The sequence below is a fragment of the Polaribacter sp. HA6-7 genome (assembly GCF_055693625.1).
This window is the reverse complement of sequence record NZ_CM146338.1, coordinates 1340921-1365534: the sequence shown is the minus strand read 5'-3', so window position 1 is coordinate 1365534 and position 24614 is coordinate 1340921. Positions and strand designations below refer to the sequence as shown.

The following is a 24614-nucleotide window of genomic DNA, read 5'->3' as shown; positions in this document are numbered from 1 at the left end:
TTATACCTTTGTATTAATATTATAATGATTATGGTAAATTTAGAATGGTACAGAACTTTTAAAGAAATATATGAAAACGGAACTTTAACCAAAGCTTCTGTTGCACTTTACGCTTCTCAACCCGGTGTTAGTGTGCATTTAAATGCATTAGAAGCCTATGTAGGTAAAAAACTGTTTGAACGTACTTCTAGAAAGATGATTCCTACCGAAGATGGTAAGTTCTTATATGAATATATTATAGAATCGCTAACAAAATTAGAAGTAGCAGAGCAACATTTTAAAAAAACAACTCAAGAAAAAAACCCGTCTTTAAACATAGGAATGTGTTCTGAAATGTTTCAATTGATTCTAGAACCCGAAATTAAAAAATTAAACTTTGATTTGGTTGCTAGGTTTGGTGCGCATACAGATTTAATAAAAGATTTAAATAATGGTATTTTAGATTTAGTAATTACTCCTAAAAAACAAGTTGAAAAAAATCATTGGTAGAATATATTCCTTTTTCTAAAGAAAGAATTGTATTAATTGCAGGAAATAAAACAGATACTTCAGTAATAACAAGCCATATCAATTCTAAAAATTATAAAAAACTAGAAGAAGAATTACTCAAAAATTTATGGTACAGTTCGTCAAACGAAATGGAGCATTTTAGACGCTTTTGGTTTGAAAACTTTAATAAAAAGCCAAGTTTTAAACCCAATTATATTTTACCAAATATTACTTCTATAATTAGATGTTTAAAAAATGGTAATGGACTTGCATTAGTTCCTGATTTTTTATGTGAAGAACAAATTTTAAAAAAGGAAATAAAATTAGTTTGGAAAGGTAAAATTAAGACAGAAAACACCTTATATTTTGCATTAAGAACAGACTTAAAATATAAAAAAGAATTAGATGTTATTAGAAAAATATTCACATCAAAATTAAAATAATTACCTAATAATTAAAGCACTACACTTAACACTTAGCTTACAATTTATAAACTTTTTAATAAGAATTAACTTACTTTTTTCATTATTAATTTACCATAACAAAACACAGTGTCTGTAAGTTTGATAAACTATATACAGAATGCGTTTGCGTACATTTTATTTAACCTTACATAACTATAAGTATCTTCTAAATACTTTATGTAACCAAAGAATAACTTCTAAACATTGACCTTTTTAAGATGAAAAAAACAAAAAACGTAAGTTAGACTATGTTGTAATTTCTGATGTGCATTTAGGCACTTATGGCTGTAAAGCGGCAGAATTATTAAACTATTTAAAATCTATAGATCCAAAAGTTTTAATACTTAACGGAGACATTATAGACATATGGCAATTTAACAAACGTTATTTTCCTAAATCTCATATGAATGTAATTAAACACATTACTGGACTACTTTCTAAGGGAACAGAAGTGTATTACATTACCGGAAATCATGACGAAATGCTTAGAAAATTTAAAGGTTTTCAATTGGGGAATTTTAAAATTTTGAACAAACTTGTTTTAGATATTGATGATAAAAAAACATGGATTTTTCATGGTGATGTTTTTGATGTAACCATGAAACATTCGAAATGGCTGGCGAAATTAGGCGGTAAAGGCTACGATTTACTTATTTTGATTAACACATTTATAAATTGGATTAGTAGATTATTAGGTTACGGAAAACTATCCTTATCAAAAAAAATTAAAAACAGTGTAAAAAGTGCTGTAAAATTTATCAATCATTTTGAAGAAACCGCTTCTGATATTGCAATTGATAACAACTACGATTATGTAGTTTGTGGTCATATTCATCAACCAGAAATAAGAGAAATTGCGAACGCTAAAGGAAAAACAACTTACTTAAACTCCGGCGATTGGATAGAAAATTTAACTGCATTAGAATATAAGAAAAAGCAATGGACTTTATACGAATATAATAAAGATGAAATTGTAAAAAACAATACAGTAAAGTTATCTAAAAAAGAGTTAAAAGCTTTAAAAAAACAAGATTCTCAAAACTTTATTTTTAATGAATTTTTAAAAGAATTTGACATAAAAAAACCGGTAAAATAATTTATGAAGATATTATACGCTATACAAGGTACAGGAAACGGACATTTAACCAGAGCAAAAGAAATTATACCAATTTTACAACAAAAAGGAGATTTAGATATATTATTAAGTGGTAACGAAAATAATATTCCGTTGGGTTTTGATGTAAAATACAATTTAAAAGGTTTAAATTTTACTTTTGGTAAAAACGGTGGAATAGACTTTATAGCGAGTTATAAAAAAATGAATTTATATCGATTTTATAAAGAAATAAAAAACTTACCTGTAAAAGATTACGACCTAATTATAAATGATTTTGAACCAGTTTCTGCTTGGGCTGCTCGGTTAAATAATGTAAACATCATTTCTTTAAGTCATCAAAATGCTGTTTTAGACGCAGCTTCACCAAAAATAGGTAAATTTAAAATTGAAAAGCTAATTTTAAAATATTATGCACCTTCTAAAGTAAGATTTGGCTTTCATTTTAACAGTTATAGTTCAGCAATATTTTTGCCAATTATCAGAAAAAAATAAGACACAAAACAGTAAAAAACAAAGGCCATTTTACTGTCTATTTACCTTCTTATCATCATGATAAAATAGCAAAAATACTTTCTAAAATTCCGATTGTAAAATGGCATATTTTTTCTAAGGATACTACGAAATTAATCTTCGAGAAAAATATTACTATTTTTCCTGTTAACGAATTTGATTTTATAAAAAGTATGGCAAGTTCTAGTGGTGTCTTGTGTGGTGCGGGATTCGAAACACCTTCTGAAGCCTTATTTTTAAAGAAAAGGTTAATGGTTATACCTATGAAAAATCAATATGAACAACAATGCAACGCACTTGCACTAAAAGAAATGGGTGTTCATACAATAAAAAAACTAAGTAAAAAACAGGTGCCTAAAATTGCAAAATGGATTCGTTCTGAAAATATTATCGAAGTAAATTATGCTGACACTACAGAAGACCTTTTAGAAGCTTTATTATTGCCATATTATAAATCTTCTTCTTTACCTACCATTTTATCGTAGTTTTCTGTAATTTTTGAAGAATTTTATTGGTTTTAGAAAAATGTTTAGAACCAAACCAACCTCTCCATGCGCCTAAAGGAGAAGGATGTGGCGCAGTAAGAATTATATGTTTTTTTATATCTATTAATTTAGATTTACTTTCAGCAAATTTACCCCAAAGTAAAAAAACTACATTTTCTTTTTCATTAGAAATTTGTTTAATTATAGCATCTGTAAAGGTTTCCCATCCTTTTTTCTGATGACTTCCGGCTTCGTGCGCTCTAACTGTTAGAGTTGCATTTAATAATAAAACGCCTTGTTTTGCCCATTTTTCTAAGTTTCCACTTTCTGGAATCTCTTGATTTAAATCCGTAGAAATCTCTTTAAAAATATTTTTTAACGAAGGCGGGTGTATCATATTATCTTGTACAGAAAAGCACAAACCATTTGCTTGATTTTCGTCGTGATATGGATCTTGACCAATAATAACAACCTTTAAATCATCGAAAGAACAATAATCGAAAGCAGCAAAAACATCTTCTTTTTTAGGAAAACATTGATGATTTTTATATTCTTCATCTACAAAATTGAGCAACTCTTTAAAATAAGTTTTATCAAATTCATTTTGTAAAATATTTTTCCAGCTATCGGCTATTTTTAGTTGCATTCGAAATTTAATTAAGTTAATGATACACTTTCTGAGATTTCAAAATTAATATACTTTATGAAAACATTAAATTTATATAACTAATTATTTTAAAGTAAAATTCCAGTTATATCCCAAAAATAAAATAGGTAAAACCCTCATAATTAAAATTATAAAATAAGTAATATTTGTATAAATAAAACAAAAGCTATGAAATCAAAATTACTATTTTTTGCAATTATTACTTTATTAATATCTAATTATTCACAAAGTCAGAATGTAAATATTCCGAGATAACGAATTTAAACAGGCATTACTAAATTACACACCTACTATAGATACAAATAACGATTACCAAATTTCATTATCAGAGGCCCAAGCTGTAACCTCTTTAAATATCTCTAACTTTCAAAGTGTTGAAGATATGGGAGGATTTTGTCCGGATCCAAATGATCCAAACTGTGTTGGTGGTGGTGGTGGAATTATATCTTTTGGAATAAGTGATTTTACAGGTATTGAAGCCTTTACAAATTTAACTTCTTTGATCTGTAGTAATAATGAATTAACAAGTTTAGACGTTTCTGCATTAACTAATTTAACATATTTAGATTGTTCTAATAATCAAAATCCGAATGTTACTATTAATTATTACCCCGGAATAAGTAATTTAATTTTGCCTAGTTACGGTAGTTTAGAAACTTTAATATGTCATACAAACGATTTAGTAACATTAGATGTATCATCTCAAACATCATTAAGTGTTTTAACTAGTAATTATAACCAAATTAATTCTTTAATACTGCCTACTACAAACACCTTAACTAACTTAGACATTAGTAGAAATCGATTAACAACCTTAGACATTTCTGCGCAAACAAATTTAATTAATGTAACCTGTAATAATAACTTAATTACTGCTTTTACTTTACCAATTACCAATACAGTAACATCTATAAACTGCCAAAGAAATCAAATTACCTCTTTAGATGCTTCTTCTTACACATCTTTAACAAGTTTAATTTGCGATAATAATTCAATTAACTCTTTAATATTACCAAACACAAATACTCTTACAACTTTAAAATGTTTTGTAAACCAAATATCTAATTTAGATGTAACTAACAATACAGGATTAACTCATTTAGATTGCAGAAATAATCCACTAATAAATTTAAATTTATTACAAAATGCAGCTCTAGAAACATTAAATTGTTCGACTACACAGTTAACAAATTTAGACCTAACAAATAATACGCTATTAAAAACTTTGGCCTGTGGTAGTAACCAAATTACAAGCTTAGATTTATCTAGACAAACAAGTTTAAACACCTTATACGCTAACAATAACCAATTAACTAGTTTAAATATTAAGAACGGAAATAATTCTGCAATAACCAACAACAGGTTTAACGTTTTAAATAATCCTAATTTAAAATTAATATGTGTAGATAATTTAGCTTATGCAAATTCAACTTTTACAAATAAAAATGGATCATCATTTTATTCTGATATATGCTCTTTTATTCCAACAAATTCTAATACCATTACAGGTACAGTTTCTTTTGATTTTAATAACAATGGTTGTGATGCATTAGATACTAAATCTATAAACACCAAATTAACAAATACTAGCACTAATTCTGCCAATGTAGCGTTTACAAATTCTAACGGAGAATACATACTTTACACACAAGAGGCAACAAATACAGTTGAAATTTTATTAAATTTACCTAGCTTTTTTTCCGTTACTCCAACAACTCAATCAAAAACATTTACAGGTTACGGTAATACAGAAGTAATTGATTTTTGTATTACAGCAAATCAAGTTGTAAATGATGTTAAAATAACAGTAATACCTACATCTGAAGCAAGACCTGGTTTTGATACTTCTGTAAGAGTTTTTTATGAAAATATAGGTTCTAGTACCTTATCTGGTTCTGTAGATTTAGAATTTCCGGATAATCAACTAAGCTTTTTAAATGCTAGTATTGCTCCTGATTCTCAAACAAATACAATTTTAAGTTGGAATTACAACAATCTACTTCCATTTGAAAAGAAATTTATTGATGTCAATTTCAATATAAATACTCCTGTTGCGACTATAAACCCTGTAAATGGAGGTGACTTAATAACTTATACCAGTAATATTAGTAGTACAGATACAGATGTTAACCCAACAGACAATACAAGTTCGTTTACAGAAACTGTAGTAAATTCTTATGATCCTAATGATATTATTTGCTTTGAAGGAAACTATATAGACGCTATAGAAGTGCCTAATTTTTTAAATTACAGAGTTCGTTTTCAAAATACAGGTACTGCATCCGCTATTAATATTGTAGTTAAAAATGAATTAGATGCAGATTTAGATTGGTCTACCTTTACACCTGTTTCCGCAAGTCATGAATACAGAACATCTATAAAAGAAGGTAATAAGGTAGAATTTATTTTTGAAAACATTCACTTAGCAGATAGTTTATCTAACGAACCAGAAAGTCATGGTTGGATTTTCTTCAAAATAAAACCTAAAAGTAGTTTTAGTATAAATGATATTGCAGAAAATACCTCGTACATTTATTTTGATTATAATGCTCCTATAATAACGAACACAGCTTCAACTCAATTAACTAGAATTGCAACATTAACAACAACAGCAGCAACTAACATTACTCAAAGTAGTGTAAATTTATCAGGTAATATTTCTAACAATGGTGGTGCCTTGGTTACTGATAGAGGAATTGTTTACGCAATAAGTGCAGAAAATAGCAATCCAGAAATTAATGGAAACGATGTTGTAAAAATAAGTGACGGAACTGGAATTGGAACTTTCGGTAAAACTATAACGAACTTAGATCCAAATACGCAATATTCATTTAGATCTTACGCAATTAATTCTGCAGGAATTAATTATGGTAATTTAGAAACCTTTACAACCAACGCTCTTTTAGCACCAACTATAACATTTTCGGACATTTACAAAACTTATGGAGATACAGATTTTCAATTAAACGCTACATCAGATTCTTCCGGTGAGATTAGCTATACAATAGAAGGAAACGCAAATGGAACCTATTTAAGTGGCACAAATAATAACATAGTAAATATTGGAGACGCAGCCTTAGTAACCATAAGAGCTAATATTGCAGCAGACAACATTTATAAAGCAGGTTTTAAAGATATTACTTTAACAATTAGCAAAGCTAATTTAAACGTTACAGCAGATGACTACTCAAGAAATTACGGAGATGCAAACCCTACTTTTACATACCAATATTCAGGTTTTATAAATGGAGAGAATGCGACTATGTTAGATGAAGAACCAAAAATTTCTTCTGTAGCATCACAAAGTTCTAATATTGGATCTTATAGCATAATTTTAACAGAGGGTTCCGACAACAACTATTCTTTAAATTTTATAAACGGAACTTTAAATATTACAAAAAGACCAATTAGCATTTTAGCAGATAATATAACAAAATCTTTAGGAAGTGTAGATCCAGATTTAACATATCAAATTATCAATGGTAGTTTAATAAATGGCGATGTTTTTACTGGAAACATGACTAGAATTCCCGGAGAAACTATTGGCACATATGCTATACAAAAAGGATCTTTATTTATAAGTAACAACTATCAAGAAAACTTTACAGAAGGTATTTTTACAATTTCTTCAACGGCAGGTTTAGATTCTAATTTTATTGATAAAAATATAGTTGCCTATCCAAATCCTGTTGAAAATATACTTTCACTAAAAGTTAACAATAATATTAAAATAAACGAATTTAGCATTTATAACATTCAAGGTAAAGTATTAAAAAATAATCTTAAAAAACAAAGAATCAATATTTCTAACTTACCTGCAGGTATATATTTCATTAAAATAAATACCGATAAAGGAAGTGGAATAAAAAAATAATTAAACTTTAAAAAAACACATAAAAACATCAGAAGTTATTGTTTCAAAAACTTTTTTTAAAATTGTTAATAGAGCTTATACTGTTGCCTGTAGTATAAGCTCTTAACAGTATAATTGAGTTTTAATTGAAACTTTTTTATCTATTAAAATTTAGAAATATTAGTTCTTAAAAAACAACTAATTACAAAAAGGTTTTCATATTCAATAGAACTGTAAAAAAGAACGTCATTTTATAAAACCTACCAAAAGAATTTATAAATTTGTTAGATAAATAAAAACACTTTTGTTGAGAACAAATATTTCAGAAAAAACATTACAAGATTTAGAATTTACGACTGTTTTACAGCATGTTTCAGAACATTGTATTAGTGGTTTAGGTAAAGAAAAAGTTTTTAATACAACACCTATAGAAAGTAGAAAGCAATTGTTTAGAGAATTGCATTTGGTAAACGAATATTTATCTTCTTTTGAGAGTGAAAACAGAGTACCAAATCATGGTTTTGATAATGTTACAGAAAGTGTAAAACGTTTGGCAATAGAAAACAGTTTTATAGAAACAGAAGCTTTTTTAAAAATTGCAACGACTTCTTTAACTGTAAATGAATTGATTAAATTTTTTAAAAAATTTAAAGTTCAGTTCCCAACCTTTTTTGAAGTTTCTCAAAAAATAGAATTTACAACCTATGTAGATGATGAAATAAAAAAAATTATTGATATTTCCGGTGAAGTAAAAAACAATGCTTCTGCCGCATTAAAACAAATTAGAAGAGATATTAATAACATTAGAGGTAAAATTGGTGCAAGTTTTTCTAGTGCTTTATCAAAAGCAATTTCCGCAGGTTATTTAGATGATATCAAAGAAACAATTGTAGATAATCAGCGAGTATTGGCTGTTTCTGCAATGCACAGAAGAAAAAGTTGCTGGTAGTTTATTGGGCGCTTCTAAATCCGGTAATATCGTTTATATAGCGCCACAAGCAACTTTAGCATACAGTAGAGAATATCAAAATTTAGTGTACGAAGAAAAGCAAGAAGTAATTAAAATATTACGTGCTTTAGCAGAAACAATTCGTCCTTTTACGCCACTTCTAGAAGAATATTTAGATTTTTTAGTTCATACAGATGCTGTTGGTGCAAAAGCGAAGTATTCTAGAGAAATGAATGCTGTGTTACCTAAAATTACGAAAGAAAAAAGAGTTTATTTTAAAAACGCTTATCATCCTATTTTATGGAAAAAAATAATGCGCAAAACTTAGAAACCATTTCGCAGTCTATAGAATTAAATGAAAAACAGCAAATTATAGTAATTTCTCGGACCAAATGCAGGTGGAAAAAGTATCACTCTAAAAACAATAGGTTTGCTGCAATTAATGTTGCAAAGCGGTTTGTTAATTCCGGTTGATGAAAGAAGTCAAACCTATGTTTTTGATACAATTTTAACTGATATTGGAGATAATCAATCCATAGAAAATCAATTAAGTACTTATAGTTATCGCTTAAAAAATATGCGCTATTTTTTAAGAAAATGTAACGAAAACACCTTGTTTTTAATTGATGAATTTGGTACTGGTTCTGATCCAGAGTTAGGTGGTGCTTTAGCAGAAATTTTCTTAGAAGAGTTTTATAATAAAAAAGCATTCGGTATTATAACAACACATTATTCTAATTTAAAAGTTTTAGCAAACGAATTAGACAATGTTACCAATGCAAATATGCAGTTTAACGAGAGAACTTTAGAACCGTTATACAAACTATTTGTAGGACAAGCAGGTAGTTCTTTTACTTTTGAAGTTGCACAAAAAAACGGAATTCCTTTTAGCTTAATTAATAAAGCTAAAAAAAGAGTCGAAACAGAAAAGGTTAGATTAGATAAAACAATTTCTAAACTGCAAAAAGAACGCAGTAGATTGCAAAGAACTTCAGATAATCTTGAAAAACAAAAGTCTAAAGGACAAGAACATTTGGATAGTTTACAAGAAAAAGAAGATAAAATTCAGTCTAAACTAGCTGGTTTTCAAGAGTTGTATGATAATAACCAAAGAATGCTTTCTCTTGGTAGAAAAATTAATGAGTTTCTAAACAAATACTTTCAAAATAATAATAAAAAAGAATTAAACACTAGTTTTAATAAATGGGTTGCAGACGAAAAAGTTAAGTATGCAAAGAAAAACCCGATAAAGCCTAAAACCAAATCTCAAAAACAAAAAGCAAAAGTTGTAGAAAAACAAATGCAAGAGGTTATAAAAAAGGTAGAAAAAGAAGTATTAAAAAAGGTAGTTGAAGTTAGAAAAGAGAAAAAAATAGAAGAAATTAAAGTTGCAAAAGAAAAGGCTTCTTACAATTATAAAATTAATGATCGTGTTAGAATTATAGACTCTAATTCTGTAGGAACTATTGATAAAATTGACAAGAAAAATGTTACTATTAATTATGGCGTATTCACTACAAAAACAACTTTAAATAAAATTGAACTTGTAGAAAAAGCTAAAAAATAGAAGCTTCAAAATTTAAAATACTAGAATTAGGCATAAAAAATTAATATAAATTTCAATTCAGTAATAATTTTGAGCCTTTTTTGTAAAATCAATAAAAATTTACAAACCACTTCCCTATTCTGTAATTATCATTATTTTATTCAGATATTTGTTTTAACAACACCTATTTAAAAAAGAAAATGATTCAAAATACTGTTTTAAAACAACTTCATAATTCACTTTCCGGAGACGTCTTATTCGACAATTTACATAAAACATTGTATGCTACAGATGCATCTGTTTATCGAAAAATACCTTTAGCGGTTGCTTTTCCTAAAAATGATAAAGATTTAAAAACATTAATTGAATTTGCAAAAAAACAACACGACTTTAATACCAAGAACAGCAGGTACATCTCTTGCAGGCCAATGTGTTGGCGATGGTATTGTAGTTGACGTTTCTAAACATTTTACAAAAATTATTTCTTTTGATGCAGTAAATAAAACTGTAACACTTCAACCTGGTGTTGTTAGAGATTCTTTAAATGTTTATTTAAAAGAATTCGGATTGTTTTTTGGACCAAATACTTCTACTTCTAATAGATGCATGATTGGCGGAATGGTTGGTAACAATTCATCAGGAAGCACTTCTATAAAATATGGTGTAACTAGAGACAAAGTTTTAGAAATTAAAGCCATTTTAAGTGATGGAAGTTCTGCTACTTTTAATGAAATTACTTCTGATGAGTTTCTTGAAAAAATAAAAGAAAATACGCAAGAAGGTAAAATTTATAGAGCAATTTACTCTGAGTTATCTCAAATTGAAAATCAGAAAGAAATAAAAAAAGAATTTCCGAAAGAAACAATTCACAGAAGAAACACAGGTTATGCAGTTGATGAATTTTTATCTTCAGACTTATTTGGCGGAACTGAATCTACAATTAATATTGCTAAATTTCTAAGTGGTAGCGAAGGCACATTAGCTTTTTCTACATCGATTACACTTCAATTAGACGATTTACCACCTACTGAAAGTATAATGGTTTGTACGCATTTTAAAAGTGTAAACGAAAGCTTAATTGCTACTGTAACTGCAATGAATCATAATTTATACAATTGTGAGCTTATGGATAAAACCATATTAGATTGTACTAAAAACAATAGAGATTTGGCAAAAAATCGATTCTTTTTAAAAGGTGATCCAGAAGCTGTTTTAATGTTAGAAGTTTCTGCAAATTCTTTAGATAAAGCAGAGGTTTTAGCCGATAATTTAATTAAAGATTTAGAAAAAAATAATTTAGGTTATCATCACCCTAAAGTTTACGGTAAAGACATTGCAAAAGTTCATTATTTAAGAAAAGCAGGTTTAGGTGCTTTAGGTAATATGATTGGCGATATGAAAGCGGTTGCATGTATAGAAGATACAGCGGTTGCCCTAGAAGATTTGCCAAATTATATAGAAGAATTCACCCAAATAATGTCTAAATACAAGCAAAATGCTGTGTATTATGCACATGCTGGCGCTGGTGAATTGCATTTAAGACCAATATTAAATTTAAAAAAGAAAGCAGATGTTGTTTTATTTAGAAAAATAACTACTGAAACTGCAGAATTGGTAAAAAAATACAAAGGTTCCTTTAGCGGCGAACATGGGGATGGTATTGTACGTGCAGAATTTATTCCGTTAATGATTGGTGAAAAAAATTATCAATTGCTAAGAAGAATAAAAAAGCTTTTGATCCCGATAATATTTTTAACAAAGGTAAAATTACAGATGCTTTTTCTATGGATGAGAATTTGCGTTATGAAATTGATCGTGATGAGCGAGAAATTAAAACAATTCAAGATTTTTCTGACAGTGAAGGGATTTTAAAATTAGCAGAAAAATGTAATGGTTACGGCGATTGTAGAAAACCCGTAGAAGCTGGCGGAACAATGTGCCCTAGTTATAGAGCAACAAAAGACGAAAAAGATACCACACGTGCAAGAGCAAATACTTTACGTGAATTTCTAACAAATTCTAAAGAAGCAAATAAATTCAATCACAAAGAGTTAAAAGAAGTATTTGACTTGTGTTTAAGCTGTAAAGCTTGTGCTTCAGAATGCCCAAGTAATGTTGATATTGCTACTATGAAAGCAGAATTTTTATATCAATATCAAGAAACAAATGGTTATTCTTTTAGAAGTAAATTATTTGCAGAAAATGTAAAATACAATAAGTTGGGTAGCATTGTACCTAGTTTAACAAATGCTATTTTAAATACACCGTTTGCAAAAGCTGCCATGGGTGTTGCTAAAGAAAGAACAGTACCTAAATTAGCAAAATCAACTTTAAAAAAATGGTATAAAAAACAACCAATTACAAAACATAAAAAAACAGTTTATTTATTTTGTGATGAATTTACTAACTTTTATGATGTAGAAATTGGTAAAGATGCTTATTACTTATTAGATAAACTTGGCTATAATTTAAAAATTGTAAATCATGAAGAATCTGGAAGAAGCTATATTTCTAAAGGATTTTTAAAACAAGCTAAAGCTGTTTGTAATTTTAATGTAACTATTTTTAAAGATATTATTACAGAGAAAACCCCTTTAATAGGAATAGAACCTTCTGCTATTTTAACTTTTAGAGATGAATATATTCGATTAGCAGATGACAAAAAATCCGCAGAAAAAATTGCAAAAAATGTGTTTACTTTTGAAGAATTTCTTGCAAAAGAATTAGAAAACAAAAAGTTTGATACTAATGTATTTACTAATAAAACTAAAACTTTAAAGGTTCATGGCCATTGTCATCAGAAAGCTTTATCTGGTACACACGCAAGTTTTCAAATTTTAAATATTCCTAAAAATTATAACGTAACAATTATAAACTCACGGTTGTTGTGGTATGGCAGGTTCTTTTGGTTATGAGAAAGAACATTACCAAATTTCTATGCAAGTAGGTGAAGATACTTTATTTCCAAAAATTAGAAATACACCTAAAGAAACAGAAATTGCCGCTGCTGGTACAAGTTGCAGACATCAAATTTACGACGGTACAAAACGAATTGCCAAACACCCAATAACTATTCTAAAAGAAGCATTATCTTAGTAAAATGCAAAACAAAAATAAAATAGCTTCTATGCTTACGCTAATTATTGCAGGCGAAGCTATTTTTTTACTTCCGTTTATCTTAATGCGTGTTTTTAAGCCAATTATTAGAGATGTTTTTGTAATTTCTGATGCTCAAATTGGTGAAGCCCAAGCATTATATGGCTTAACTGCTGTTATTTCTTATTTTATTGGTGGCTTTCTAGCAGACAAATGGCAAGCAAGAAAATTACTTACGCTATCTTTAATTTTAACTGCTTTTGGTGGATTTTGGATGACTATGATTCCGTCTATAAATAGCTTGAAAATATTATATGCATTTTGGGGAGTTTCTACAATATTATTATTTTGGGCATCGCTTATAAAAGCAACTAGACAATGGGGAAATAAGAACAATCAAGGATTATCATTTGGTATATTGGATGGTGGTAGAGGATTTTTTGCAGCTTCAATCGCTTTGTTTGGCGCAAGTATTCTTACTTACTTTTTTCCTAAAAATGCCCTTGAAATTAGCCAAGAAACTAAAATAGATACTTTACAATACATAATTGGAGCAATAACCTGTATTGTTTTTTTAATTGCCTTTTTAGTTTGGAAATTCTTACCAAAAGATGAAGTTAAAAATTTAAATACAGAAGCTAAATTCAATTTTAAAAAAGCTTTCTCTTTACTAAAACAGAAAAAAATAATTTATCATTCATTAATTATTTTTTGTGCATATTGTGCTTATAAGCTTACAGGAGTTTATGGTACTTATGCAAAAGATGTGTGGAATTTCAGTTTGCAAGAAGCTACATATTTTGCTGTTTTTATTCAGTTTTTAAGACCATTATCAGCAATTTCGATTGGGTATGTTGCTGATAAATTTATACCTTCTAAAATTTTAATTCCTAGTTTTATACTATTAATATTCTGCTCTTTACTATTAGGTTCTCGTGTTTTTAAAAACCAAATAATTGCATTTTCTTTTACAAGTTTTATTTTAATGGCTTTTGGTACTTATGCACTAAGAGGTTTATATTTTGCAATCATAGAAGAAACCAACACGCCTTTACAGTTTACAGGTACTTTAGTTGGTATTATATCTGTAGTTGGTTTTACACCAGATATTTTTATGTCTCTTTTTAACGGTTATATGTTAGGTGAAAATCCGACAATTAACGAATATGAAAATTTATTTTTAACATTTACCATAATCCCTATTATAGGCTTAATTGCAGCTTTCGGATTTAGAAAATCTATACAAAATGAGTAAAAAACAAAAGTACGCTCCTTCTAAAGAAAGATATGACAAAATGAATTATAGAAGAACTGGAAATAGCGGATTATTACTACCGGAAATTTCTTTAGGTTTATGGCATAATTTCGGAGAAAATGACGATTTTAAAAATGCTAGAAATTTAATTAAATGTGCTTTTGACCACGGAATTACTCATTTTGATTTGGCTAATAATTATGGTCCACCATACGGTTCTGCAGAAACTACTTTCGGAAAAATCCTTAAAAAAGATTTTAAAAACTATAGAGATGAAATGATTATTTCATCAAAAGCAGGTTACGATATGTGGGAAGGACCCTACGGGAATAATGGTTCAAAGAAATATCTAATTTCTAGTTTAGACCAAAGTTTACAGCGATTAAATCTTGATTATGTTGATATATTTTATCATCACAGACCGGATTACAATACGCCTTTAGAAGAAACAATGGGCGCCTTAGATTTAATGGTTAAACAAGGTAAAGCTTTGTATGTTGGTTTATCTAATTACAAACCAAAAGAGGCAAAAAAAGCATTTGAAATTTTAAAAGAATTAGGTACACCTTGTTTAATACATCAACCACGTTATAGTCTGTTTGACCGTTGGGTAGAAGATGGTTTATTAAATTTATTAGAAGAATCTAAAGTTGGTGCCATTTGTTTTTCTCCGTTAGCACAAGGTATGTTAACTGATAAATATATTAATGGTTTACCAAAAGATTCTAGAGCTATAAAAGATGGTAGATATTTAAAAACAGATATGGTTTTAGAAAATTTACTAAAGATTAAAGCATTAAATGAAATTGCAATAAATAGAAACCAAAATTTGGCTCAAATGGCTATTTCTTGGATTTTAAAAGATGAAAGAATTACATCTGTATTAATTGGAGCAAGTAAAACTTCTCAAATTTCTGATAGTTTAAAAGCTTTAGACAACATCATTTTTGATAATGATGAATTAGAACAAATTGAAAAAGTTTTAAAAATGAAATAATTTTTTAAACCAAATCAAAAAAAATAGTACCTTTATGTGCATAATAAAGTAAAAATATGATTCTGAAAAAGATAACCCCCATCCTATTTTTAGCTATATCTATAGCTAGTTGCTCAATATTAAAAGCACAAAATTCTGTAAATCTTTCTTTACATCAAGACATGAAACTTCTTATTTGGGGTGATGAACTTGGTAACCGAGCAGGAACTTTAAATTATAATTTTAGATTAAAACACGAAACCCAAGACAAAAAATACGGATATTTTATGTACGGTTTAGAGTTTGAACAAGCTCTTTTAGATGATATTTATACTCGATTTGGCGCTTTTGGCGGATTTTCTTTTATGGAAGTTTTAGATGATTACAATTTTCATGTAACCCCAAGTATTGGCGCTGGTATTATCAACCGAACAGGTAAAAATTTATTTAGTTTATCTGCAGGTTTACAATTTGAATACTTTTTAGGAGACAGGTTTAGATTAAGCGTATTAAATCAAATAACTCAGAGAACAGATTTAGAATATTTATACGATGATTTAAAATATCGATATAGTTTCTTTATCGGTTTTGAATACACTTTATTTGAATTGAAAAGAAAAAGAAGGCCTTAATTTTTAAGACCAAAACTCTCTTTGCTTATTTAACTCTTCTTCTTCCTTAGTTAATTGTTCTATCTGCTCTACAGTTAAAACTTTTAAAAATGAAGGATGTTGTTCGATCGCATATTCAATTTTAGTTACAATTTCTGCAACCGTTTCGTTATCATAATCTATATCTAAAGGCTCTTTAATAACCATAGATTGTAAAACATTTCGCTTTTTTATAGACAAGCCTTTTTTATCAAAAGAACGTCTAAAACCATCAATAACAATAGGTACAACAACTGGTTTACAAGTTTTAATAATATGTGCTGTTCCTCTTCTAATTGGTTTAAAAGGAGTTGTTGTTCCTTGCGGAAATGTTATAACCCAACCATCTTTAATAGCTTTCTGAATATTAGAAATATCAGAGTTTTTAACTTGCCTGTTTACATTTTTACCTGCACTTCGCCATGTTCTATCAATAGAAACAGAACCGGCATAAGCAAATAATTTAGGTAAAATACCGGATTTCATAGTTTCTCCTGCAGCAACAAAGTAAATATTTAATTTCGGATTCCAAATGTAACCTACATTTTTAATCGAATCATCTCTACCTTTTAAGGCAGCATTAAAAACATGAAACATTGCAGCAACATCTGCAAAATACGTTTGATGGTTCGAAATAAATAAAACATTTCTATCTGGTAAATTTCTTAATATTTCAGATCCTTCAATTTGTAAATTATTAAACTTACGATATCTTCCATGAGAAATTACACCAAAAATTCTAATAATCATTTTTTTAAAAACAAAATATGACCAAAAGGATTTCTTTTAAATAAAGGCATTATAGATTAATTTTTAATACTTGGTTAACTGCAAATTTACAAAACAATTTACAAACCTTATTGTTTTAAAAGTTCTTTAATTTCTGATAACATCATTGCTGTTGCACCCCAAACAACATAACCATTTAGTTTAAAGCAAGGTACATCTGTATTTTTCATATATGAGGTGCTTAAATTGACCGTTGTTAGCGATGTATCATTTAATAAATCTTCTAATAAAACCTCTATGGTAGTTTCTACTTCGTAATTTGTAATAAATTTTGGTCTTTCGGATAGATAACCTATAAATGGTGTTGCTAAAAAATTACTTGGCGGAATGTAAACATCTGTAAGTTCTCTTATAATTTCTACCGATGCTGTTTTTATACCAATCTCTTCATTTGCTTCTCTTACAGCTGTAGCTTCTAAATTTTTATCAGAAATATCAATTTTTCCACCAGGAAAACTTATTTGTGCAGAATGTGTACCTTTATAACTAGCTCTTTCTGTTAAAATAAATGTGGTTTCATTATTTTCATTAGGGTAAAATAATGCCAAAACAGCGGCTTTCTTTGGATTACTCGCTTTTATTTTATCTGCATCATATCTTAATCTAAGTTCAGCGCTAATTTAAACTGAGCATCTAAACCACCTAATTTGCTTGTTTTAAAAGAGTTTATATTTGATTTAAATTGATTAAATTTCACTTTGAAATGTATTTTAGAATTAAACTAATGCCTTTTAAATATAATAATTATTTTTTGGCAAGAATTTTGAATAGATATTAAATATGAATAATAAATACAAAAAATTGATAGCAAGTATTGCATTAGATGCTTTTGGCTTAATACCAGTACCTTTTTTAGATTTTCTTTGGGCGCCAATATCTCGGTTATATAATGACTAAGATGTACAAAGGTAAAGAAGGTAAAGTTGCAGGTATAGTTTCTTTTTTAGAAGAGATTTTACCTTTAGATATAATACCAACTTTTACCATTATGTGGGTTTATAGCTACATCATAAATAAGAGAAAAAATGAAGAATTAATAGAAAATTAATCTTCTTTTTTAAATAAAAATCCTAAACCTAATCTACTTAAAAACTTTTTTTCGAAAGCCCAAAAGAATTTAAATTGCCCAAAAAGCCAACCAACTATTGGTAACGTTAATTGATAAACCGGAAAAATAAGTAATATTCTTAATGGCCAGTATATAAAACCTGATATTGTTTCTCTGTCTAATCCTAAAAAAGCAGTAATTGGTTTTGCAACCCAAGCGGCAAAAGAACCGTTTATTGCAAAAACAATAAAAATAGCAACTACAGACCAGTTACTTTCTATATTCCAACGTTTTTTTAATTTCTCCATAAAAATAATTAAGCTTTAGTTTTAGATTTTCTAAACATTAGCCAAACACCTATTAAAACCAAAGGTATACTTAAAACTTGTCCTGTATTTAACGGACTAAATATCCATTCTTCTCCTCTTTGTTGAACTTGTGGTTCTTTTAAAAATTCTATTATAAATCTTAAAGACCATAAAACAACCATAAACAAACCAAATAAAAATCCTGTTTGTTGTTTTTTATCTGTTTTCCAGTACAAATACCACATCACAAAAAATAGTGCTAAATAACTAAAAGCTTCGTATAATTGCGTTGGATGTCTTGGTGCAGTTTCTCCTGCTGCTTTAAAAATTACACCGAAATTACTTCCTGTTTCTTTTCCATAAATCTCTGAATTAAAAAAGTTACCAAAACGAATAAAAAATCCTGCTAAAGCAACCATTATTGCCAATCTATCTAAAATAAACAACCAAGGTTTTTGTAAATGTTTTTTTGCATAAAAATACATCGCAATTGGAATACCAATGGCAGCACCATGACTAGCAAAACCTGTAAAACCTGTAAACTTCCATCCTTCTGCAGATTTTTTAAATGGTAAAAATATTTCTAATAAATTATGCTGATAATAATCCCAACTGTAAAAGAAAACGTCTCCTAAACGCATTCCTATTAACATCGATAGAAAAACATACATAAACAATGGATCCATTTTTTCTACAGGAATTTTGTCTTCGATATATATTTTTTTCATAAAACGCAAGCCTAGTAAAAATGCTGCTACGAACATTAAACTATACCAACGAACTGTAAAAAAACCTAAATCTATTCCTATAGACGGATTCCATTCTATTGCTAAAAAACTCATATTTTTATTTTTTCTAAGTGCGAAAGTAATAAAGCAATCGCTGTTTTAAATAAATTAATTGTTATTCTTTCTTTTCGGCACAGGATCATAACCACTACCGCCCCAAGGATGGCAACTAAATATTCTTTTTAAAGCTAACCAACCACCGGAAAACAAACCATGTTTTTGCAACGCTTCTATTGTATAATGAGAACACGTTGGACTATATCTACATGTTGCCGGTGTAAACGGAGAAATGGCCGTTTGATAAAAACGAACTAAAAGAATAAATGGATATGAAAGGATTTTTTTCAATATTAAATTTTAAAAAGCACTTTAATTTTATAAACCAAAATCTAAAAAAATTAATTTAAACTAAAAGTTGTACCATCTTTACCGTCTTTTAATTGAATTCCTAATGCAATTAATTCATCTCTAATTTGGTCTGATAATGCCCAATCTTTATTTTCTCTTGCTTCTTTTCTTAATTTTATAAGCAACTCTACAACACCATTTATTTTTTCTGAACTGTCTTGCGAATTTTCATTCATCAATCCTAAAACATCAAAAACAAATGCATTTATAGTTGCTGTAAATGTTGCTAAATCATCCGCAGTTAAACTTGCTTTATTTTCTTTAATTTGATTGATCACTTTTACAGCTTCAAATAAATGTGAAATTAAAATTGGTGTATTAAAGTCATCATTCATGGCTGCGTAGCAATCTTTTTTCCAAGAATCAACATTAAAAGTAGATGTTTTTTTAGCTTCTATTTTATCTAAAAAAGTAACGGCCTCCATTAATTTAGCGTGTCCTTTTTCCGAAGCTTCTAAAGCTTCACCGAGAAAAATCTAAAATACTTCTGTAATTTGCTTGCATGTTAAAAAAACGAACAACACTTGCAGAAAATGCTTTTGGTAAAATATCGTTCTCTCCTGATAAAATTTCATTCGGAAGAATAAAATTACCCGTAGATTTAGACATTCTTTGGCTATTTAATAAAAGCATATTTGTGTGCATCCAATAATTAACAGGAGTTACACCACTACATGTTTGAGATTGTGCAATTTCACATTCGTGATGTGGGAATTTTAAATCCATTCCGCCACCGTGAATGTCAAAATTTTCTCCTAAATACTTTGTACTCATCACAGAACACTCTAAATGCCAACCAGGAAAACCATCTGACCAAGGAGAAGGCCAACGCATAATATGTTTTTCATCAGCTTTTTTCCAAAGTGCAAAATCTTGTGGATTTTTCTTGTCTGATTGTCCGTCTAAAGTTCTTGTATTATTTAATAGATCTTCTACTTTTCTACCGAGATAAAATTCCGTAATTTTCTTTTTTATTGTATTCGTGTACATCAAAATACACAGAACCATTTACCTCATACGCAAATCCTTTTTCTATGATTTCTTTAATCATTTCTATTTGCTCTACAATATGCCCTGTTGCAGTTGGCTCTATACTTGGTGGTAAAAAGTTGTAATTTTTTAAAACATCATGAAAATCTACAGTATAACGCTGTACAACTTCCATAGGTTCTATTTGTTCTAAACGTGCTTTTACAGCAATTTTATCTTCACCTTCATCTGCATCATTTTCTAAATGACCAGCATCTGTTATGTTACGTACATAACGTACTTTATAACCTAAGTGTAATAAATATCTATACACCACATCAAAAAACATAAAGGTTCTTACGTTACCTAAATGGGCGTTGCTATATACGGTTGGTCCGCAGACATACATGCCTACGTATCCTTCTGTTATCGATTTAAAATCCTCTTTCTTTTTAGTAAGAGAATTGTATACTTTCAATTGATTTTCTTTGTAGAGTTCCATTAAAAAAAGTGACTAATTACAGCGGATAAAGATAGGCACTTTATTAAGAATAGAGAAATGGAATTTGAGTGAAGTTTACTTAAATATGTGTTTCTAATTTTACTTGATTGTAATAGTACTAAATTGCCCATTTACTTTTAACAAGTTATTAGTTGTTGCATCATTTTTAAAATATTTTACTCTTTCGTTTTTCAAATTAACCTTATTTACTTGATATTTATATTTAGAGTGCACATTACCAAAGTTTAAGATTGCTTCTGAGTTACTTAAATCTAAAACAAACTCTTCGAAATTTGCATCAAAACCTTTAATAGTAATTTCGCCAAACTTATCTGTTACTGAGACTTTTTTATTGATTTTATCGATTTCTAATTTCGAAAAATTATTAAAAATATTAGTATTTGTAACCGATGCTATTTTTGCATCGGTTACATTGTTTAAAAATAAAGTACAAGCGTTTAAACTGTTTATGTTAACAGGTGATGAATCTATATTTAGCTTACCTCCTATTAAGTTATTTGCATTGAAAGTACCATATTTTAAGCTACCGAAGCAACTGAGTTAGGTAAATTTACTTTACAATGACGAGTATTTAATTTAAAAGTAGCGGCTTTGGGTACTTTTATTTCTATCGTTTTTTTAATTTTTACATTTTTACCTTTTGTTTCTTTCTCATCAGCATTAAAATTGAAATTAAATTTCATGTTTTTTAAACTTTCTTGTGCTTTTAACAAACCTTGTTTAATTTGCTCTTTATCAATATTTTTGATTTGGAGTTTAGCCTCATTTAAAGCTTCTTTTAACTTTTGCTTATCGATGTTTTTTAAATGATTTTTAGAATTTCTTAATTCAGCTTTAATTCTTTTGCCGAATTGTTAAGTTCTTCTTCAATTTCTTTAAATCGTTTTGTTTTTTTGAATTCTTCCCATTCTTTTTTAGATTTAATAATGATGTGTTCGTTATCATTATGATATTCGAAAGAGTATTTATTTTCTCTTATCATTCTTTTTTCAATATCCTCTAAAGAATCAAAGTCAAAGTCAAAATCGAAGTCCATTTCTGGAATTTCTATATCTTCAATTTCTGGTATTTTGATATCAGCAATATTAATATCAGGAATGTTTATATCCATATTTTCAAAAAAGACAATATTATTTAAGCCTAAAGATTTACCGAATTCGAGACAACACTTACTTTTTTCTTGTTTCCGAGTGCTTCAAAATTCCATTTTTTAAAGTATTCTTCTGCTTTTTCCTTAGAAATTCCCTCTACTTCTATCGTTGCAATTATAGAAACTTCATTTTTATTCCAAGTAGTTACGTTTATTGTAGAATTAGATGCATTAATGTCTAATTGTACATCTTTATTTACGGTAAAAGTTTCTGTATATTTTTTGTCGAATTTTTGCGCATAAATAGTACCGAGTAATAGAAATGCAACTAAAAAACTGAATGTATTATATAATTTGATTTTCATTTTGTATTTTATTTAAATTTTTAAGTTGTTGTAATTGCTTTTTCAAGCGTTGTAACAGCTGTAATCGTAATTTTAAATTACTTATTAATGCATTTATGGTAACATCATTAACCCCTTTTGTATTGAGCTCTTGGGTTAATAATTTATATTCTTTTGTTAATTCTGATATTTTAGATAAATAATCATCTATAACCTCTTTATTCTCTTCTGTTAACTCTAATTGACTAATTTCTAAACTAATACTACTTTTATAGTATTTTTCTATGGTTTCAAATTCGGCGATATACTTCCTAAACTTATTTCTTTAGTTATTTTTTTTGTTTCGTTAATAGATTTTGAAGGATAAAACTGCACACAAATACTAACTAATAAAGCTACAGTTGCAGCAATACTTAACCATTTATAATTGATTTTAGTTTTCTTTTTACCGTGTAATTCTTTTTCTAATAAAGCTTCAAATTTATTTACGTGATTTGCTGATAAATCAACCTTTTCTTCTTTGTATTTCTTTACAGAATCTCTAATATCTTGCGGCATACATCGTGTTTTTTAGTTTTTCTTTTAATACTTTTTTACCTCTTAACAATTGTGTTCTAGAAGTGTTTTCTGTAATATTTAATATTTCAGAAATTTCTTGATGATCGTAACCTTCTAACAAGTACAAGGTTAAAACCAGTCTGTATTTTTCTTTTAACGAGTTTATATTTGCTACAATTTCATCTACAGAAATTGTGTTTTCTACTTGCCAATCTTCTTCTTCTACCTTTGTAATAACATCGTTATTTATGGCTATTAATTCTAATTTATTTTTCTTTAATAAATCGATACTTTGATTGATTACAATTCTTTTTAACCAAGCACCAAAAGCAACTTCATTTTTGTAATTTTTGATATTTTTAAAAGCCTTAATAAAAGCATCTTGCATTATATCTTCTGCCAAAAACCTGTCTTTTACATATCTATTTGCAACCATAAACATAGCGTTGCAATATAAATTATACAATTGCATTTGCGACTTTGCGCAATTGTTTTTGCATTTATTAATTATAGGTTGATGTAATTGTTTGGTTGATGTCATTACTTCTTTCTTACTCTAAAGACGATACATTTTTTGAAGTGTTGCAAAATTTGTAATTAATTATCTTTAAATTTACATATTATCTTAAACAATGAACAAAAATTCTTCTGCTTTACACGAAAAAGATGGTGTTTCACAGCCGGAAACTACTAGTAGATCTTCTGCGGAAAAAATTAAACTAAATAGAGTAAAACAAAACTCTGTTAATGAGTTTGTTTCTAAAATTTTAGAAGGAAATATCACTTTTTTAAGTAAAGCAATCACGCTAGTAGAAAGTACTAATTCGAAACATCAAGAAAAGGCAAACCAAATTTTAGAAAAATGTTTGCCACACGCAAATAAATCTATAAGAATTGGTATTACTGGTATTCCAGGTGTTGGTAAAAGTACATTTATAGAGGCTTACGGTAAATATTTAACTTCTAAAGGTAATAAAGTTGCTGTTTTGGCGGTAGACCCAAGTAGCTCTGTAAATAAAGGTTCTATTTTAGGCGATAAAACAAGAATGGAACAGCTTGTAACAGATAAAAATGCTTTTATTAGACCTTCGCCTTCAGGTACTTCTTTAGGTGGTGTTGCTCAAAAAACAAGAGAAAGCATTATTTTATGTGAAGCTGCCGGTTATGATACTATTATTATAGAAACTGTTGGTGTTGGGCAATCGGAAACCGTTGTGCATTCTATGGTAGATTTCTTTTTATTATTAAAATTAGCCGGTGCCGGAGATGAATTGCAAGGTATAAAAAGAGGAATTATTGAAATGGCAGATGCAATTGTCATTAATAAAGCCGATGGTGAAAATGAAAGAAATACAAAAATTGCAAAAGTAGAATTTAATAGAGCTTTGCATTTATATCCTTTAAAAGAAAGTAAATGGCAACCAAAAGTATTAACTGCTAGCGCGCTTCATAACAAAGGTATTGATAAAATTAATCAAATGATTTTAGAGTATATTTCTTTAACAAAAAACAATAAGTATTTTACTCAAAAACGAAACGAACAAAATAAATATTGGCTATTATCTACTATCGATCAGCAATTAAAAGCAAATTTTTATAATAATCCACAAGTTAAAAATGCCTTACAAAATGAGATTAATAATTTAGAAAACGGCATTACAACGCCTTTTAATGCTGCAAAAAAATTATTGAATCTATAAAGCTTATCATTATGACTAAATACTACATTTTT

21 protein-coding genes and 4 pseudogenes are annotated in these 24614 nt (G+C 28.3%); 13 read left to right on the top strand and 12 right to left on the bottom strand.

What is annotated here, in order from left to right; translation table 11 throughout:
* Window positions 1-30 precede the first annotated feature (30 nt).
* The 5 genes from ACZ1HD_RS07465 to ACZ1HD_RS07445 all read left to right on the top strand — a co-directional run bounded on the left by ACZ1HD_RS07465 (window position 31) and on the right by ACZ1HD_RS07445 (window position 3065).
* Window positions 31-489, top strand: coding sequence for a LysR family transcriptional regulator (locus tag ACZ1HD_RS07465; protein ID WP_472689074.1), 459 nt, complete (start codon window positions 31-33; stop codon window positions 487-489).
* Window positions 483-932: a hypothetical protein gene (locus ACZ1HD_RS07460; protein ID WP_472689073.1), complete on the top strand. Its 450-nt coding sequence runs from the start codon at window positions 483-485 to the stop codon at window positions 930-932. Before ACZ1HD_RS07465 ends, ACZ1HD_RS07460 begins: the two co-directional genes overlap by 7 nt.
* A gap of 286 nt (window positions 933-1218) precedes the next feature.
* Window positions 1219-2049, top strand: a complete 831-nt coding sequence (locus ACZ1HD_RS07455; RefSeq protein ID WP_472689072.1) for a UDP-2,3-diacylglucosamine diphosphatase — start codon at window positions 1219-1221, stop codon at window positions 2047-2049.
* 3 nt (window positions 2050-2052) lie between these two features.
* Complete coding sequence (locus ACZ1HD_RS07450; protein ID WP_472689071.1) at window positions 2053-2562, top strand: glycosyltransferase family protein; 510 nt, start codon at window positions 2053-2055, stop codon at window positions 2560-2562.
* A complete protein-coding gene (locus ACZ1HD_RS07445; RefSeq protein WP_472689305.1) occupies window positions 2535-3065 on the top strand; it encodes a glycosyltransferase family protein in 531 nt (176 codons plus the stop codon). Before ACZ1HD_RS07450 ends, ACZ1HD_RS07445 begins: the two co-directional genes overlap by 28 nt.
* On the opposite strand, the gene ACZ1HD_RS07440 is transcribed toward ACZ1HD_RS07445, so the two are convergent.
* Window positions 3049-3711: a uracil-DNA glycosylase gene (locus tag ACZ1HD_RS07440; protein ID WP_472689070.1), complete on the bottom strand. Its 663-nt coding sequence runs from the start codon at window positions 3709-3711 to the stop codon at window positions 3049-3051. The two genes, ACZ1HD_RS07445 and ACZ1HD_RS07440, sit on opposite strands and share 17 nt — an antisense overlap.
* Before the next feature lie 403 nt (window positions 3712-4114).
* Between ACZ1HD_RS07440 and ACZ1HD_RS07435 the strand changes: the two genes are divergently transcribed.
* The 6 genes and pseudogenes from ACZ1HD_RS07435 to ACZ1HD_RS07410 all read left to right on the top strand — a co-directional run bounded on the left by ACZ1HD_RS07435 (window position 4115) and on the right by ACZ1HD_RS07410 (window position 16039).
* Window positions 4115-7606, top strand: a complete 3492-nt coding sequence (locus ACZ1HD_RS07435) for a DUF7619 domain-containing protein (protein WP_472689069.1) — start codon at window positions 4115-4117, stop codon at window positions 7604-7606.
* A 286-nt stretch (window positions 7607-7892) separates the two neighbouring features.
* Window positions 7893-10101 (top strand): annotated as a pseudogene (locus tag ACZ1HD_RS07430) (endonuclease MutS2).
* Window positions 10102-10280: 179 nt separating this feature from the next.
* Window positions 10281-13176: pseudogene (locus ACZ1HD_RS07425) on the top strand (FAD-binding and (Fe-S)-binding domain-containing protein).
* A gap of 4 nt (window positions 13177-13180) precedes the next feature.
* Window positions 13181-14431: an MFS transporter gene (locus ACZ1HD_RS07420; RefSeq protein ID WP_472689068.1), complete on the top strand. Its 1251-nt coding sequence runs from the start codon at window positions 13181-13183 to the stop codon at window positions 14429-14431.
* Complete coding sequence (locus ACZ1HD_RS07415) at window positions 14424-15428, top strand: aldo/keto reductase (protein WP_340934061.1); 1005 nt, start codon at window positions 14424-14426, stop codon at window positions 15426-15428. Before ACZ1HD_RS07420 ends, ACZ1HD_RS07415 begins: the two co-directional genes overlap by 8 nt.
* A 161-nt stretch (window positions 15429-15589) precedes the next feature.
* On the top strand, window positions 15590-16039 hold the full coding sequence (locus tag ACZ1HD_RS07410; RefSeq protein WP_299060806.1) for a hypothetical protein: 450 nt from the start codon (window positions 15590-15592) through the stop codon (window positions 16037-16039).
* Window positions 16040-16042: 3 nt separating this feature from the next.
* Here ACZ1HD_RS07410 and ACZ1HD_RS07405 read toward each other — a convergent pair.
* Window positions 16043-16857 (bottom strand): annotated as a pseudogene (locus ACZ1HD_RS07405) (lysophospholipid acyltransferase family protein).
* 57 nt (window positions 16858-16914) lie between these two features.
* Window positions 16915-17394 (bottom strand): NUDIX hydrolase, encoded by a 480-nt coding sequence (locus ACZ1HD_RS07400; RefSeq protein WP_472689067.1) that lies wholly within the window; start codon window positions 17392-17394, stop codon window positions 16915-16917.
* 350 nt (window positions 17395-17744) lie between these two features.
* Here ACZ1HD_RS07400 and ACZ1HD_RS07395 point away from each other — a divergent pair, with 350 nt between their 5' ends.
* A complete protein-coding gene (locus ACZ1HD_RS07395) occupies window positions 17745-17894 on the top strand; it encodes a hypothetical protein (protein WP_472689066.1) in 150 nt (49 codons plus the stop codon).
* Here the strand turns inward: ACZ1HD_RS07395 and ACZ1HD_RS07390 are convergent.
* The 9 genes and pseudogenes from ACZ1HD_RS07390 to ACZ1HD_RS07350 form a co-directional block, all read right to left on the bottom strand.
* A complete protein-coding gene (locus tag ACZ1HD_RS07390) occupies window positions 17891-18202 on the bottom strand; it encodes a DUF6787 family protein (RefSeq protein WP_340934063.1) in 312 nt (103 codons plus the stop codon). The genes ACZ1HD_RS07395 and ACZ1HD_RS07390 overlap by 4 nt on opposite strands.
* A gap of 8 nt (window positions 18203-18210) precedes the next feature.
* The gene (gene lgt, locus ACZ1HD_RS07385) at window positions 18211-19044 is read right to left on the bottom strand and encodes a prolipoprotein diacylglyceryl transferase (RefSeq protein ID WP_299060819.1); all 834 of its coding nucleotides are present in this window, start codon (window positions 19042-19044) and stop codon (window positions 18211-18213) included.
* Window positions 19045-19098: 54 nt separating this feature from the next.
* Window positions 19099-19341: a membrane protein insertion efficiency factor YidD gene (gene yidD, locus ACZ1HD_RS07380; protein ID WP_472689304.1), complete on the bottom strand. Its 243-nt coding sequence runs from the start codon at window positions 19339-19341 to the stop codon at window positions 19099-19101.
* A gap of 47 nt (window positions 19342-19388) precedes the next feature.
* A pseudogene (gene cysS / locus ACZ1HD_RS07375) lies at window positions 19389-20869 on the bottom strand (cysteine--tRNA ligase).
* A 539-nt stretch (window positions 20870-21408) separates the two neighbouring features.
* Window positions 21409-21573, bottom strand: a complete 165-nt coding sequence (locus ACZ1HD_RS07370) for a hypothetical protein (RefSeq protein WP_472689065.1) — start codon at window positions 21571-21573, stop codon at window positions 21409-21411.
* Between the two features lie 140 nt (window positions 21574-21713).
* Window positions 21714-22001, bottom strand: a complete 288-nt coding sequence (locus tag ACZ1HD_RS07365) for a hypothetical protein (RefSeq protein ID WP_472689064.1) — start codon at window positions 21999-22001, stop codon at window positions 21714-21716.
* 29 nt (window positions 22002-22030) lie between these two features.
* Window positions 22031-22345: a hypothetical protein gene (locus ACZ1HD_RS07360; protein ID WP_472689063.1), complete on the bottom strand. Its 315-nt coding sequence runs from the start codon at window positions 22343-22345 to the stop codon at window positions 22031-22033.
* A gap of 261 nt (window positions 22346-22606) precedes the next feature.
* Complete coding sequence (locus ACZ1HD_RS07355; RefSeq protein WP_472689062.1) at window positions 22607-22882, bottom strand: hypothetical protein; 276 nt, start codon at window positions 22880-22882, stop codon at window positions 22607-22609.
* Window positions 22866-23318, bottom strand: coding sequence for an RNA polymerase sigma factor (locus ACZ1HD_RS07350; protein ID WP_472689061.1), 453 nt, complete (start codon window positions 23316-23318; stop codon window positions 22866-22868). The genes ACZ1HD_RS07355 and ACZ1HD_RS07350 overlap by 17 nt, the downstream gene beginning before the upstream one ends.
* A 196-nt stretch (window positions 23319-23514) precedes the next feature.
* Between ACZ1HD_RS07350 and meaB the strand changes: the two genes are divergently transcribed.
* Window positions 23515-24582 carry a methylmalonyl Co-A mutase-associated GTPase MeaB gene (gene meaB / locus ACZ1HD_RS07345; protein WP_472689060.1) on the top strand — a complete coding sequence of 356 codons (1068 nt, stop codon included), beginning with the start codon at window positions 23515-23517 and terminating at the stop codon, window positions 24580-24582.
* Window positions 24583-24614: the final 32 nt, after the last annotated feature.